Origin of the sequence: Spiroplasma endosymbiont of Glossina fuscipes fuscipes (genome assembly GCF_049669535.1) — a bacterium.
Lineage (GTDB): Bacteria > Bacillota_I > Bacilli_A > Mycoplasmatales > Mycoplasmataceae > Spiroplasma.
The window spans coordinates 501,083-515,969 of record NZ_CP187162.1; the positions used below are offsets into that span (position 1 = coordinate 501,083).

The window sequence follows — 14,887 nt, forward strand, 5'->3', positions numbered from 1 at the left end:
CATCATCAGCAAAAATTAATTTAAATGAATTAGATGAAAGTAAATTAACAACCAATACTTCAAAACAAATTTATAAAATTATGAAAACAATGTATGATAAAGGAGTATTTTCACCAACAATTATTGGTTATGATAATAAATACAGTTCTGGACGATATGGTGGTTTACTTTCACCAAATGTAATTGCAGGTTCTATTAATGAAAACTTATCAGCTGATAGTCATAAACATTTTAATGATTTTAGAGATAATTTAATAAACTTTTTAACAAATAATTTGTATTTGCAAAATGTCTATCTTGATGATCCTGTAATGTCAATCTATTATCAATTTGTTTCACAAATGTATTATTGGTTGAATCAAGGAGCATATTTAAGATTTTCAGATAGTTCTATTTTTGATGATAATACTAAAGCAACATCAGAATTGCAAAGTATTACAAATGCTCAAACAGAATATAAATTAATGGCTTATTTAAATATTTGGCAACAATGAGTTATTATGTGAACTGGTGATGCCCGCGCGAGTTTGACAGGACAAGATAATATTGTGTCATCAATGTTATTACCATTAAATAATTATTTAGAAGCAAAAGTTAATAATGTTGAATATAAAGTTAATAGTAATGCCACACAAAAAGGATATTTCTTAATGGCTGATTTTAATAAATCGGTAACTTTAACTAGTTTAACAGGAATGTATGCTGGTTATTTATTAGTAACTGGTGGATTAGCAGCAATAACATTATGATGAATTACAAGAAAGGATTTTGTATAGTTATGAAAACAAAGAAAAATGATTTTACACCAGATCCTAATTTAGCAATTGAAATTCATGGATTTACAAAAAGATTTAAAAAATATGGTTTAGATCCTGATAATATTGATATGAAAGTTGCAAAGGGAAAAATTCATGGTTTTATTGGGCCAAATGGTAGTGGGAAAACAACAACAATTAAATCGTTGGTTGGAGCAATTATTCCTACCATTGGTAATTTTAATATTGATGGTTTGAAAGCTAATTCTCCAGCAGCTAAAAAAATTATTGGATATATTCCTGAAAATGCTCGTTTTCCAAAGCATTTAAATGTTTATCAATACTTAGTTGAAATGAGTTATTTACGTGATATTCCTTTTAAAGATGCTAAAGTAAAGGCAAAGAAAATTTTAGAGAATTTAAATTTATGAAAATTTCGCAGTAAAAATCCTAATACTTTTTTCATCAGGAATGAAGAAAAAAGTTTTATTAGCTCAAGCTTTAATTGCTGATCCAAAAGTGTTAATTTTAGATGAACCTGCCGCTAATTTAGCTCCAACTGCACGCCAAGAATTATTTAATGATTTGATTCGAATTAAAAATTAGGGCAAAACAATTTTGATATGTTCGCATATTTTAACAGAATTACAAGATATTGCAGATGAAATTACAATTTTAAATTATGGGAAAGTTGTTTTTTCAGTTAATAAAAATTTTGGGCATGCAAGTGCATTAACTAATTAATTAAAGATATCTTTTCTTAAAAAACCTTAATAAATTATTTTTTTGAGCTATAATATAAAATGGATTATAAATATAGTTTCATAAATTACTTTACTTAGTAAGGTTTTTTGTTTTTTGTAGTAGAGGGGGATTAAGTTGTCAGAAGTTTTAACGGTTCGTGAGAAAAAATTACGGTTTGAACAACCATGAAAAACAATTGCATACTTTTGTATTCCAACAGTTTTTTTAATGGTTGTCCAAGGATTATATAATATTATTGATAAAAAATTAGCTTTAGCATTTGTTGCACCTGATGCAATTTATGATCAATTTTATATTGATGCTTATAATCAAATAACAGGAAGTGCTGTTTCTGTTGTTCCATTAGCTGATATGCATTCATTTATTAATGTAGCAACACAATATGCTTCACAAACGTATAATTTACAATGATCATTTAGTATTATGATTGGAATGGGTTGTGCAATGAATTTTTCAATTGCCTATGGTCAACGTGACATTCCCAAAATGCGTCGGATTGCTGGAAATGGGTTTTCAACAACGGTGCTTTTTTCGATAATAATAGCATTTGCAATTTTTTGTATTGTGTACCCCGGATGAAATGCTGTTTTCATTACTTCTCAAATGGGGGAAAATTATAATCCAATTACAGAACGACTATGTTGGGAATATTCATATCCAATGTTAGCAGCAGCCCCAATGATGTTCTTAAGTTATTATTTTATGTCATTAATTCGTAGTGAAGGGCGAATGAAATGAGTAACAATAATGATTTTAAGTTCAATTGTTATTAATTCTGTTGCTGCAATTTTCTTTATGAAAGTTTGTCATTTAGGAATGGCTGGTGCAATGTTGGGAACAGTTTTTTCTTGAACAGTGCAAGTAATATGGGGCTTAATTATTGTTTTTAAAACAAAAAATAGTTATTCAAAATTTTATTGAAGTGATTTACTCCACATTGAAGGTAGAAATGTTGCTGATTTTGCAAAGGCGGGGTTACCAAATTTTATTAATAATGCTGCTTTAGTTATTACATCATATGTTGCAACATCACTTGTTGGGCAATTACCAAATCAAGTCATTCATAATCGTGTCCCTGTTTTGCAAGAACTTTATTCTTCAATTGTGCCATGAATGACATTAGTTTTATCCGCCGGGATTGGAGTCACCCAAGGGGCGCGGAGTATTATTGCTTATAATTATGGGGCGAAGAAAAATGCTCGGATTTGAGAAGTTTTAAAGCGAGTTAGTTTATTGATTATTATTTGCTTTAGTCTAATGTTAGTTGTTTTCATTTTGTTTGGAAAAGATATGATGATTCTGTTTGCTTTTCCACCAGAGTATGCGACTCAATATCGTTGATGAATTGTTCTAAACTTTATGACATATCCATTTTGTTCGTTGACTTATATTGCTTTAACATTGTTCCAAGGAATTAATCGTTCAATTTTAGCAACTTTTACAAGTAGTTTACGTTCAATTGTTGTCATATTACCTTTGATTGGTATTGGATATGGGGTTAGCCAAGCAACTGGTAATCCAATTTTCTATTATGTTTTTATTGGTTTAAATGATTTAATTGCAGCAGCAATTATTATTCCAATTTTAGTTTATTTTTGAAAAAAATATCGTACGAAATTAATTGATGAACCAGATCCATATTTCAATGAATACCAAGAAGATTTATAATTAAAAAAAGGATTAAAATTAAGTCGTAAGAAAAATAAGAATTAGGTAATTTCCTAATTCTTTTTATGTTATTTCGTCGTTATTTCTGTCAACAAGGATTACTCATTTATCCTTTGTTGAAAAACTATAACAATTTTGATGATAATTATTAATAACAAAATCATTTAAAGGGGTAATAGCCATCAGATATTTTTGATCAAGGATTTCACTATTACATTTTTTACAAGTTAAATTATTAACCATATAATTAATTGTCGTTTGTTGAATGGTTTGAATATTTTTAATTTTACCTTTACTAATTTTAGTTGCAATTTGACTTAAATCGTTTCCCTTTGTTTTTGTGACATATTCACTTAAATATAAATTAATTGGGCGGAAACCTAATTTGCGATAAACATTATATCCTTCTGGGGTAGCAATTAAACCAACTAAATCATAATCTTGATTATAAACACGGTTAATTAAATGATTCATCATTAATTTTGCTAGTCCTTGGCGGCGAAAATTTTGGTGTGTTGAAATATCATCAATAATGGCATGGAATGGCAACACTTTTTAGGACACTTTTTATGTAGACTTCTGATTTCTAAATTCAACTGGAGTTAAGTAATTCAAACTACCATGAATTCGAATATTGTTGTATCAATTAATGAAATTAAATAGTTCCAACTTTAATTGTTCTAAATTTTTAAATTTTCGACCATTAATAAATTCAGTTTTAAAAGCTTTATAGGTTGTTTCAGCTACTGCGTTATCGTAAGGGCAACCTTTTGCACTTAATGATCTTTTAATATTAAATGTTAATAAAATTTCTTCAATAATTTTATTTTTAAATTCATTACCACGATCTGTATGAAACAATCTAATTTGATTTAGTGGTCGTGTTATTTTATAAAATGCCTGCTGAACTAGTTCAGCAGTTTTATTTGTTCCAGCGCTATAGCCAATTACTTCACGGTTAAATAAATCAATTAGTAAGCAAATATAATGTCATTTTGAACCAACTTGAACATAGGTTAAATCGTTCACAATAACTTCATTTTGTCTTTTATTACTAAACTCACGATTTAGAATATTACTAATTTGATCATTATTTACAGGAGATTTATGATTGCGATATTTTAATTTAGTATATTTTGATACTAAATTATTTATTGCCATAATTCTTCTAATTTTTCGTCGAGATAAAATAATGTTCTTTCTTGCTAAAATAATTTTAATTTTTCTAGCACCATAAACTTTATAGCTTTCTTTAAATGCACTGATAACTTCATTTTCATAAATATTAATTTCAGTTTTAGTGTTCTTATTAATTTGATAATAATACTTTGATTTTGCTATTTTTAATATTTGACACATTTTCCTCACTGAATATTTGTCTTTATTGTTAGTAATTAATATTACTTTTTGCCGATTATCAGTGCTGCTTGCTTTAAAATATCATTTTCCATTCGTAATTGTTTGTTTTCTTTTCGCAACTGAATAAGTTCATTTTCTTCAACAGAGCGATTGTCTTTAGCTTTAAAAGAACCAGAATTCTCAAATTTTTTTACTCATTGATAAAGAACTGCCTTTGAAATTTTATATTCGTTAACAATTTCAATATTACTTTTACCATTTTTATATAACATTACGATTTGTTTCTTGAATTCATCGGTGTACTGGTTTTTTGCCATTTTTATATTCCTGCTTTCCTAATAATTTTAGCTTATTTTTTTACAGTCTACATAAATATGGTCCAAGTTATTGTAACCTATCCATTATCATTGAGATGAAAATAATGAACCAACAATACCAATAATTGATAAAGATACAGGTAAAATTACCAATTGAAAAGAATAAAAGGAACTACAAAGTTCCTTTTTATATTAATCTTACAAATTTCATAAAAATAATTAATAGGAATATATTTGTTATTGTATTGTATAATGCTGGACTAAATTTTCATACTTCAAATGTTTGACTAAAAAAACTATATATTGTTTGAAAAATCTTACCAACACCACTTGCTAATTCATTTACTTGTTTTACACCAGAAATATTATTCACAATTCAAATTGCCGCATTTTTCATATAACACGCTAAATTATATCAACTACAACTTTCATATTGAGCTTGTCATCATTGCCCATCAGGAAATAATCCACCATTGTCTATTTCTTGTCAATTATAAATTCCAAAATTAAAATCATAATGTCGATACATATCATTTTCTTTTTGTGCTTGTAATTCAAAAACATTATAACCGATTTTTTGTTCTTCAATTTTCTTATATTTTAAACCATATTTATCTTTTAAAGCACCTTCAAAAATATAACCCTCATTTTGATTAATATTATAATCATTTGCAACTGAAAAATCATAATTAAATACATTACCATAATTTGTATTATAAAATCGATTTTTAAATGCTGAATATAATTTAATATCCGACTGATTATATTTATCTGAAAAATAAAAATAACGAGGATAAATCTTAAAACCATTATTCGCTAATAAACTATATTTTTTTATTATATCCTTGTACATAAGTATTATTTTCTAAATCAAAAATCGTTCGTAAATAATCTTTATAAAAATTTTGAGAAACTGTAAACATACTATTTAATAATCTTTCAAATTGATTTTTATTAGTATTTTTTTCATCAATTAAAACCGTATCATATTGTAAATTATCAATATACCCACTTTCAATAAAATTACTACGATTTTGAAATACAGGCACCAAAGCATGTGCAAAAAATGCTTTTAAAAACTTATTAATATCAATTTGACCTTTCATCCATTCAAAAACCTTTTTACCAGTATTAGGTGAATTACCCTGATAATAATTATAAGTTTCAGCACTAAAATTAAAAATATCGTCTTTTTCTTTCATAAAAGAAAATAAAAAACCTAAATCATCAGTATACCGATAATTATTATAATTACTACCATTTCAATATTGTTTAAGATGTGTTAGTTCTAAACTACCTGCAATAATATTATTACTTTTATCAATTGTTAAAATCATCCGATAAATTGATTTTTTAGTTAAAATAGTACCAGTACTAGCTTTATCTAAATTATTAATAATTTCAAAATCAAATATTATTCTTTGACTACCTAAATTTGGATCATCATAATCAGGACTACCACCTTGCTGTATTCGAATATTTTCTTGTACAATAGCAATAATATACTTTAATAAAAAAGAACGGATATTTTGATATTCATTATCAGTTCAAAAAATAACATCACCAGTATTTTTGTTGATTTCTGGCGTATTTGGATTATTAATACCATTTCATTGATAAACTGTTTTTACATCACTCCGTTTAAAAAATTCTCTAAGACTAGATAAATAAAGATTTTGACAAGTATCATCAAAACAAAATTCACCTAAAATTTTATCATTTCTACTATCATTTAAAAAATTAACAATATATCAATCTTTTGTATAATTTTTAAAAATTGCAATATATTATTTATTATCAACTTTATAATTAATAAAATTTGGATTATTATCTAATTTTCAATTTTGAAACTTTAAATTAACTTGTTGTAAATTATCAACAGTTTTTTCTAATTTATTAATAACTTCAACAGTATTAAAATACTTTGCAAAAGAATAAGAAAAATTAGTTAATTCTTTTAAAAATTGTTTTCTATCAATGTCATAAAATTTATCAATATTATACTGTTTAGCATAATTATATCAATTTTTATATAAATCCATAAACTCATCACTAGGTTTATCAAATGAAATTCCCGTTGAATAACTATCCTTTAAAAAATCTAAATATCACTTATCATTATAAGTTAATGATTGTGATGTTTTTAAAGTAGGATTAATAAAATAATTTGTTTCTCACCAATTTTCAAAGAAACTACTGCGTAAAAACATTGTATTAATAAAATCAATTTCATTCATTCCCGTTGTTTGTTGATTAACAGTATAATTTTGCTGATTTAATGGTTTAAATGCTGTTAAAGTAATAAAAGGAATAATTAACCCTAAAATCCCTAAAATAGATATCGCAAATAAAGATAATGACTTACGCATTATTTTTTGCCACCTTTTCTTTTTTATTTTCTTTTATTAATTTGATAATTTGATTAAATAGATAACCATAAAAATAATGAATTACTAAAATATATCATAATATATCAAATCATAAACCATAAATTATATAACCATTTATACCAGCATATTTCTCTTTTAATTCATCAATATTTGAAACTGTATCTAATACACATACAAGTGTTAATGAAAAACTTATAATAAGATACAAAATTAAATCAACCCAAGAAATAAATAAACCATTTTTATGTTTCTTTTCATTTTTATTATCCATAAACTTAACTCCTAACTATACAATGTTTTTGAAACAATAAACCCAACAATATATAAACTTGATATTGTTAGCATTAACGGATGACTAAACAAAATTGCCATTTTACCAAATAAAGAAAGTAAAAAAGTGTCTGAATTATATAAATCCATAATAATATTTTTCGCTGATGTTAATTGATTAATAATAACTGTTATAAAATCTGTACCAAAAATAGCGATTGCTGCAACTAATAAAACTAATCTAATCATTATTTATGCACTCTCCTATATCCTTGTTCTCTTGTTTTTGCTTGTTTTGCTAAACTTGATAATTGTTGTTTATTACGATTAATTTTAAACTGTTTACGCTCTTTAATATGTTTTTGCATACCCTATTTAGTATCTGAAACTCCACGAACAGTCGTAGAATAAATATTTGATACACCCGTTTGTACTGTTGAACCTAATTCGTTATATTGTGTTCTTGTGCCGTGAATTGCATAAATCGATAACTTAACAACCATAAAAAAGATAATAAAATAAGCAATTGTTGTATTTGTCATTGGTAATTTAGTATTTCAAATTACATCAAAAATAAACAAAAATACATCAAAAATAAAACTAAAAATCTTATCCCAATTACTACTTTCTGATAATAAATTAATCATCTTTACCACTTCCTTTTTCTTTTTTAGGTTTTAAATTCTTTTTCAAAATATCAATATCAAACAATTCTAAACGCTCTTTAACACTTAATTTAGTAATTTCTGACCAATAATATTCTTTATAATTAACTATTTCATCATTTTTTAAATCACGCACAAACTTTAATCATTGACTATCATATTTTTGTGCAAATTCCAACGGAATAATTATTTTAAAAAACCGAATTCCTAATCCAACATCAGATCTATGTTTTGCACGTTTGCCTTCTGTTGTTCGTTCTACTGATTTTGTTTTTCAAATTTCATAATCAGTAATATCTTGAAAAATACCAATTCGCATAATAAAGAAACGATTAAAAAAATTAAATCCTTTTTTAGCAATCGGTTTTTTCAATGAAATAGGAATAATAATACCACTTGCTAATTGTCGGATATTATTTCAAATCATACCCTCACGCTGAGCTGTAAACAAAGCACGATTACCAAAATGTTTTGTTAAAACAATTCACGGAATTTTACCACTGTGGACTTTTTTCTCATCGTGAGTACTAGTTCCATCAATATATAAATAACTTTCATCAAATAAAATAACACTATCATCAGGGGGAATTGGTTTTGTTCTATCTGTAAAATCTAAATTTTTAAATGTTAAAACTTTAACTTTATCATCTTCTAACGGATAATTACTATAAATTTTATCTGTTAATAATTTCATAGTTTGTGATAAATAAGTTAAAAGTAAACTTTTTCCGGTTCCTAATTTACCAATAATAACTGATAACGGATTATCTCAAACAAAACTTACTAACCGAAAAGCATTTAACTGATAAAATATGTTTTTTCAAACTCATCATAGAAAATAAACACATTGCAAAGCAAACAATAATCAGAATACTAAACCAGTATAATTTAATGAAATTATTCAAAATAACAAATCAATTAAACTAAACAAAATCATTGAACCATTAATATAACAATAATTTTTTAAGAAAAATACAAACTTTTTCATTATTTAAAATACCCAACTATTTTAAAAATCATTCATAACAAAAACCAAGTTAAAAATAAAATAACAATTCAAACACCAACCATCAAAGTTAAATATTCATTCTGTGTCAAAGTCCAAGTTGTAATAGTTTCAACATTTATTTTATCTATAAACAAAAATATATGAATAAAAAACTCTTTTAGTTTTTCTCAATCATTTTGCATATTTAAAAACTCCACATTTTTTGAATAAGTTTAAAAAATATCCCAAAAAATAAAACGATAAATAATACAAACGATATAACATATAAAAATTCAGGGGCATTTGAACCAATAATATAACTAACAAATTGAACTCAATAATTATATAAACTCATTTAATTTAAACTTTCTAAATCATTAATTAATTCTTGCTCTTTTTCAACACTTCAATTTGTTAAATTATTATTGTTATTATTTGCTTTTACTTTTTTAGGTTCATTTAAAAATAATGCTTTGTGCATACTGTTAAAATAATTTTGTTTATATTGATTATACAAATTAATCAATTCTGTTCCGGTTAAATATTTTCACACACAACGTTTTAAATTTTCATTATATTTTACAATAGGATAAGAATTATCATAAATCAAATCGATTGATACTTGTTCTGAATGTTTTTCACTCGGATAAATAAACTTATTACTCAGTCAAAAACCAATATGGCGATTATGATTAGGTAAATTTATAAAACTTGCTTTATCTGTTTCAAAAACTATCAACTCTTTACAAATAAAATAATTTTCTACATTTTGATTTTTCTTAACAAAATTACTCAATTTTATCAACTCCTTAATAAACATTGTTTCTAATTAACAATGTTATAAATATTGTTAAAATATTGCTTATCTGTTGTTAAATAAACATTGTTATATCTAATGTTTAATAATGTTTATATATTGCTAAATAAACACTGTTAATAAACATTGTTAAATATATAAAATAATAAAAATTGACACACTAAAAAATACTATTTAATTTATAACTAATAGTTATTAAAATATAAAATTAATAATTTATAATTAAGTCGATATTTTTACACTATATACTGCCTACAAGTTTTTAGAAAAAGAAATATTTTTTACAACATTATTTATATTAAATCCTACTAATAAACAATATAAATGTAACTACTATTGGCGATATAGTCATATTTATTTCAGTTAACATTATCAATAATAACCAAAATAATTAAATTTATTTAAAAATAAATTTGTAGACAGTGTATAGTGCAAAAATAAACAACAAAATTATTTATTCAACTCACATAAAAGCTAGTGTGCCACAGCTAAAATATATGATTAGTTGTAATAAATATTAAAATCCTTTAACCATACATAATACGGAAAAAGTTTAATATCTTAACAATAACGAAAATACCAAATGGAATTAAAATAATTCATGCATCACCTAAAAAGGTCATTAATTGTGGTAATACAGCATAAACAGCATCTTTAACTTTCATCATTGCTTGTCCTAAACCACTTCAAATAGAAACCATTCCATCTGAAATAGTAGGTGGCGTATCTGCTGCTAAAAAATTAATTGCTGTTGTTAAATACATCCCTAACATTATTTTTTATCCTCCTTGTTTTCAATTTCTTTTTTATCTTTTTTCTTACCTCGAATTTGGCGAATTTTCTGATAAATTGATAAACCAATTCACGCAAAAATACCTAATATAATAACAATACTAAATATTGTCGTTAATCAAACTGGCATAATATATCTCCTTTCAATAAATTAAAAAATTGAAATTTGCAAACTCGCTCCGCTCGTTGTCGCTTTGCTTCACTTAAAAAACATTATTGAATAAATTACCCCGCTAATAAATTACGCGGAATAATTTATTCTTTTACTTTTTAATTTCAATATCTTTTACAATCTTATTGACAATATTAATAACAATATCTTTACCATACTTTTTCACTAACGACCGCAAAATTAAATATTGCTTTGTTTGCATAATTTTAACCTCCTATAATTAACTTAAAAAAGTTAACTAAATTAATAGTTAACTTTTTATCGGTTGGTATTTACAATTTACACATTTTTATTAACCACTAGCGCAACTGCAATACCAATTGGAATTGTTGTAAGCACTTATCAAAAACAAGAACAAAATTCAAGTATAAATAAGGAAAATATTCAAATTGCTTCAAAAACAAAAAGATGCAATACAATTTATATTTCTAAAAAACCTAAAAGAGATAATGTGGATAATATGAATAGTAGTCAACGGCGCTTAAATTCATCTGGTCCAATTTGATTTAATTTTGAACATAAAGATATGGCATTTACTTTACAATACTATTATAATATTGATACCACATGTTATTATATGATTGATATAAACATTGAAGAAATTAATCCTTCTAATTATAATAGAATTATTTTTTACGTTCGTGATAATTTTGAGGATCAATTTACATTTGCAACGTGGGGAAATACCAGACTTTATGGAAAGAAAATTAATCAAGTACTATATGGTGATTTAAAAGACCTTATGACTGAAATTAAAGTAGAAGATAATTGAGATGATATTTCAAAATATTTACATTTGTCACCACTGCAATATGTCAAGGATTATAAAGAAGGACTTGCATATTTAAATGTTTCCCAAAGAGCAGGATTAACATATTACTATGATCCAGCAGAAGAAGCATATCATCTTCAAATTTTGATAGGACAGTATGCTGGCGCTATATCATCTTTTAGTGGTGGAATGGTACAACTTGGGATAGGATCATATTTGGAATTATTAAATTAACAAACTATTTATTAATTTTTAATTAAAAAAGCATAAGAAAAATTAAAAACTAAAAAATTTATTGAATTTTTTTAAGATAACGATATAATTAATTATGGTTGTTTCAGTTTCAACCGCTCTTTGACTTTTAAGTACCTAAAGGATATGCAATACTTATCTACTTACAAGGCGAGTCTAAACTGGAGGTGTAAAAATGTTTGCAATAATTAAAACTGGAGGGAAACAATTACGTGTTTCTCAAGGTGATGAAATATTTGTTGAAATGTTAAACGGTAACGAAGGTGAAAAAGTTAACTTTACCGAAGTTCTAATGATTGATGGTAAAGTAGGAGCACCCTTTTTAAAAGGGGCGTCAGTAACCGGGACAATTTTAAAGCAAGGAAAACAAAAGAAAATTGTTGTGTTTCATTATAAACCAAAGAAAACACAACATAAGAAATATGGACATCGTCAGCCATATACCAAAATTAAAATTGATCAAATTTTATTGTCAGGAACAGCAAAGCCAGCTGCAACAGCAGAAACTAAACCAACAGCAGTTAAACCTGTGGTTAAACCATCAACTGTTGCAAAAGCTGCAACAAGTGCTGAACAAAAACCTGCAGCAAAGCCAGTTGTAAGTAAACCGGCAACTGCTGCGAAACCTGCAACAGTAAAACCAACAATTGCCGCAAAACCTGTGGCAAAAACTTCAACAACAACATCAGCAAAAAACCAGTAACAAAAACAGAAAAAAATGATAAATAATTATGATTAAAATTGTAATTAATAAAACTGAACAAAAATTTATGAAAATTGAAATTACTGGTCATGCACAGGCAGGCGAATATGGTAAAGACCTTGTTTGTGCAGCAATAACAGGAATTGCAACAGGAGGTTTAAATGCAATTGATCAAATTAAACCAAATAGTTGTGAATTTGTTATTAATGAAGGATTAATTACTATCATAGTAAAAGAAAATAGTTCTGATTTACAAGTTATTTTACAAACAATGTATTATCAATTTTTAACAATTTATCAGCAATACCAAGAATTTATTAGTGTAAAGGAGGTTGAAGAATAATGATGAAGTTCTTATTAGGCTTACAGTTATTTGCTTCAAAAAAAGGAGTAGGATCGACTAAAAATGGTCGTGATTCACATTCAAAACGTTTAGGCGCAAAAAGAGCTGATGGTCAAGCAATTCGAGCTGGATCAATAATTTATCGTCAACATGGAACAAAAGTTCACCCAGGAGTAAATGTTGGGCGTGGTGGTGATGATACCTTATTTGCCTTAATTGATGGGATTGTTAAGTTTGAAAAATTTGGACGAAACAAAACAAAAGCATCAGTTTATCAAAAAGCAGCGAAATAAACAAAAATAAAAATACTAATTTATCCCAAAAGGTAGCATTAGTATTTTTTTAATTATATAATATTATATATTTAATCGAGTTTATTATAAATTATTTTTTGCAATTTTAATTGGCTGTGGTATTTTTGCGGCATTAATTGAAAGTTATGTGCATGGAATTACGATTACTGTGAAAAATCCGGCATGATCAGAAGAAGCAACAAAAAACTTTATTAATGATAAAGGTGATTATACTTTTAACTATTTTAGTTATTTTACAATTCAATCAAATCTGTTAGTACTTGCCTGACTAGTTGGAGCAGGGTTATTTCCTAAGTATGAGGGAAAAAACAAGTGATTAGGCTACAATATGACATTAGCAATTACAATTTATATTAGTATTACTTTTTTAATTGGATGGGTTAAGATAAATTGGACAACAATAATGTAGAGTAAAAGATTATAATTAAGTTACAATGGAGGTGTAATTATATGGCAAAGAATCATTATACCGATGAATTTAAACAACAAATTGTTGGTCTTTATAAATCAGGCAAAACATCTGGTCAATTATCTAATGACTATCAAATTGGTAAATCCACTGTTTGAAAATGAGTGCATGAATTTAACAATTCAGGATCATTTAAAGCTAAAGACAATTGCTCTGTTGAAGAAAATGAACTTATTCAGTTGCGAAAAGAAAACAAACAATTACGAATGGAAAATGATATTTTAAAGCAAGCAACACTGATAATAGGCAAAAAAGTATAAAATTACTAATTTATGTAAAACACTAAAAGTTGCTAGATCAACATTTTATTATCAATTAAAATCAAATAAACTTAGTCAAGTCCAACATATTGATAATACTATTATCAGTATTTTCTTAAAAAGTAGAAAAAACTATGGTACAAGAAAAATTAAAGTTATGTTAGCACAACAAAATATTATATTGTCACGAATAAAAATTAGTCAAATAATGCAAAAATATAATTTAATTTCAAATTATACAAAAATTAAATATAAACATCATAATAACAAAGATATCACTTACAAATATAATAATTTGTTAAATCAAGATTTTGATAATTATAAATTACATGAAGTTGTTGTTAGTGATTTAACTTATGTTTGAATTAATAATCAATGATATTATGTATGTTTATTGATTGCTTTGTTTAATCGTGAAATTATTAGCTATGATGTTAGTTCTCATAAAGATGCAAAATTAGTTGAGAGTACTTTTAACAAACTTAATTTTTCTTTAGAAAATATTAAAATATTTCATACTGACCAAGGAAGTGAATTTAACAATAGTACTATTTATAAACTTTTGACTAAGAACAATGTACAAAAATCTTATAGTAAACCTGGATATCCTTATGACAATGCAGTAGCTGAATCTACTTATAAAATTTTAAAAACTGAATTAGTCAAAAATAAAAAATTTAAAAGTATTGAAGAATTTAAATTAGAATTATTTGATTATGTTAATTGATATAATAATACTCGTATTCATAGCAAATTAAATTATTTATCACCAATCCAATATAAAAATCTTTACTTTATATAAAATTTGTCCAAAAA

19 protein-coding genes and 4 pseudogenes are annotated in these 14,887 nt (G+C 25.5%); 12 read left to right on the top strand and 11 right to left on the bottom strand.

Annotation, left to right across the window (positions count from 1 at the left end):
• Positions 1-80: 80 nt before the first annotated feature.
• From ACOBWH_RS02910 to ACOBWH_RS02930, 5 genes and pseudogenes are all read left to right on the top strand, one after another.
• The gene (locus tag ACOBWH_RS02910) at positions 81-776 is read left to right on the top strand and encodes a hypothetical protein (protein ID WP_424526968.1); all 696 of its coding nucleotides are present in this window, start codon (positions 81-83) and stop codon (positions 774-776) included.
• Between the two features lie 110 nt (positions 777-886).
• Positions 887-1,120 (top strand): annotated as a pseudogene (locus tag ACOBWH_RS02915) (ATP-binding cassette domain-containing protein); the annotation flags it as partial.
• 106 nt (positions 1,121-1,226) lie between these two features.
• Positions 1,227-1,361, top strand: a complete 135-nt coding sequence (locus tag ACOBWH_RS02920) for a hypothetical protein (protein WP_424526969.1) — start codon at positions 1,227-1,229, stop codon at positions 1,359-1,361.
• Between the two features lie 12 nt (positions 1,362-1,373).
• A complete protein-coding gene (locus ACOBWH_RS02925) occupies positions 1,374-1,499 on the top strand; it encodes a hypothetical protein (RefSeq protein WP_424526970.1) in 126 nt (41 codons plus the stop codon).
• Between the two features lie 135 nt (positions 1,500-1,634).
• Positions 1,635-3,188: an MATE family efflux transporter gene (locus ACOBWH_RS02930; RefSeq protein ID WP_424526972.1), complete on the top strand. Its 1,554-nt coding sequence runs from the start codon at positions 1,635-1,637 to the stop codon at positions 3,186-3,188.
• A 63-nt stretch (positions 3,189-3,251) separates the two neighbouring features.
• Here the strand turns inward: ACOBWH_RS02930 and ACOBWH_RS02935 are convergent, their stop codons facing one another.
• From ACOBWH_RS02935 to ACOBWH_RS02985, 11 genes and pseudogenes are all read right to left on the bottom strand, one after another.
• Positions 3,252-3,740: a GNAT family N-acetyltransferase gene (locus tag ACOBWH_RS02935; RefSeq protein WP_424526974.1), complete on the bottom strand. Its 489-nt coding sequence runs from the start codon at positions 3,738-3,740 to the stop codon at positions 3,252-3,254.
• Positions 3,741-3,755: 15 nt separating this feature from the next.
• Positions 3,756-4,864 (bottom strand): IS3 family transposase gene (locus tag ACOBWH_RS02940; protein WP_424526976.1). Its coding sequence is split into 2 segments (ribosomal slippage): positions 3,756-4,624 and positions 4,624-4,864, totalling 1,110 coding nucleotides; the frame shifts between segments, so codons are not numbered across the junction.
• 187 nt (positions 4,865-5,051) lie between these two features.
• Positions 5,052-7,233: pseudogene (locus tag ACOBWH_RS02945) on the bottom strand (spiroplasma phage ORF1-like family protein).
• Positions 7,226-7,525 carry a hypothetical protein gene (locus ACOBWH_RS02950; protein ID WP_424526978.1) on the bottom strand — a complete coding sequence of 100 codons (300 nt, stop codon included), beginning with the start codon at positions 7,523-7,525 and terminating at the stop codon, positions 7,226-7,228. The pseudogene ACOBWH_RS02945 and the gene ACOBWH_RS02950 overlap by 8 nt, the downstream one beginning before the upstream one ends.
• 11 nt (positions 7,526-7,536) lie before the next feature.
• Positions 7,537-7,773, bottom strand: coding sequence for a hypothetical protein (locus ACOBWH_RS02955; protein WP_424526979.1), 237 nt, complete (start codon positions 7,771-7,773; stop codon positions 7,537-7,539).
• Positions 7,773-8,171, bottom strand: a pseudogene (locus tag ACOBWH_RS02960) (hypothetical protein). Before ACOBWH_RS02960 ends, ACOBWH_RS02955 begins: the two are co-directional and overlap by 1 nt.
• A complete protein-coding gene (locus ACOBWH_RS02965; protein WP_424526980.1) occupies positions 8,164-9,177 on the bottom strand; it encodes a hypothetical protein in 1,014 nt (337 codons plus the stop codon). Before ACOBWH_RS02965 ends, ACOBWH_RS02960 begins: the two are co-directional and overlap by 8 nt.
• Positions 9,177-9,380: a DUF2649 family protein gene (locus ACOBWH_RS02970; protein ID WP_424526253.1), complete on the bottom strand. Its 204-nt coding sequence runs from the start codon at positions 9,378-9,380 to the stop codon at positions 9,177-9,179. The genes ACOBWH_RS02965 and ACOBWH_RS02970 overlap by 1 nt, the downstream gene beginning before the upstream one ends.
• A 152-nt stretch (positions 9,381-9,532) precedes the next feature.
• Complete coding sequence (locus tag ACOBWH_RS02975; RefSeq protein ID WP_424526981.1) at positions 9,533-9,973, bottom strand: DUF3627 domain-containing protein; 441 nt, start codon at positions 9,971-9,973, stop codon at positions 9,533-9,535.
• 548 nt (positions 9,974-10,521) lie between these two features.
• Positions 10,522-10,767, bottom strand: coding sequence for a hypothetical protein (locus ACOBWH_RS02980; RefSeq protein ID WP_424526983.1), 246 nt, complete (start codon positions 10,765-10,767; stop codon positions 10,522-10,524).
• Complete coding sequence (locus ACOBWH_RS02985) at positions 10,767-10,916, bottom strand: hypothetical protein (protein ID WP_424526985.1); 150 nt, start codon at positions 10,914-10,916, stop codon at positions 10,767-10,769. Before ACOBWH_RS02985 ends, ACOBWH_RS02980 begins: the two co-directional genes overlap by 1 nt.
• Before the next feature lie 307 nt (positions 10,917-11,223).
• Between ACOBWH_RS02985 and ACOBWH_RS02990 the strand changes: the two genes are divergently transcribed.
• From ACOBWH_RS02990 to ACOBWH_RS03020, 7 genes and pseudogenes are all read left to right on the top strand, one after another.
• Positions 11,224-11,964: a hypothetical protein gene (locus ACOBWH_RS02990; protein ID WP_424526987.1), complete on the top strand. Its 741-nt coding sequence runs from the start codon at positions 11,224-11,226 to the stop codon at positions 11,962-11,964.
• 193 nt (positions 11,965-12,157) lie between these two features.
• Positions 12,158-12,448: pseudogene (rplU, locus tag ACOBWH_RS02995) on the top strand (50S ribosomal protein L21); the annotation flags it as partial.
• A gap of 265 nt (positions 12,449-12,713) precedes the next feature.
• On the top strand, positions 12,714-13,028 hold the full coding sequence (locus tag ACOBWH_RS03000; RefSeq protein WP_424526989.1) for a ribosomal-processing cysteine protease Prp: 315 nt from the start codon (positions 12,714-12,716) through the stop codon (positions 13,026-13,028).
• A gap of 2 nt (positions 13,029-13,030) precedes the next feature.
• On the top strand, positions 13,031-13,321 hold the full coding sequence (gene rpmA / locus ACOBWH_RS03005; RefSeq protein WP_424527389.1) for a 50S ribosomal protein L27: 291 nt from the start codon (positions 13,031-13,033) through the stop codon (positions 13,319-13,321).
• A 148-nt stretch (positions 13,322-13,469) separates the two neighbouring features.
• On the top strand, positions 13,470-13,751 hold the full coding sequence (locus ACOBWH_RS03010) for a hypothetical protein (RefSeq protein WP_424526991.1): 282 nt from the start codon (positions 13,470-13,472) through the stop codon (positions 13,749-13,751).
• Between the two features lie 41 nt (positions 13,752-13,792).
• Positions 13,793-14,071 carry a transposase gene (locus tag ACOBWH_RS03015; RefSeq protein ID WP_424526993.1) on the top strand — a complete coding sequence of 93 codons (279 nt, stop codon included), beginning with the start codon at positions 13,793-13,795 and terminating at the stop codon, positions 14,069-14,071.
• A 10-nt stretch (positions 14,072-14,081) separates the two neighbouring features.
• Complete coding sequence (locus ACOBWH_RS03020; protein ID WP_424527391.1) at positions 14,082-14,873, top strand: IS3 family transposase; 792 nt, start codon at positions 14,082-14,084, stop codon at positions 14,871-14,873.
• Positions 14,874-14,887: the final 14 nt, after the last annotated feature.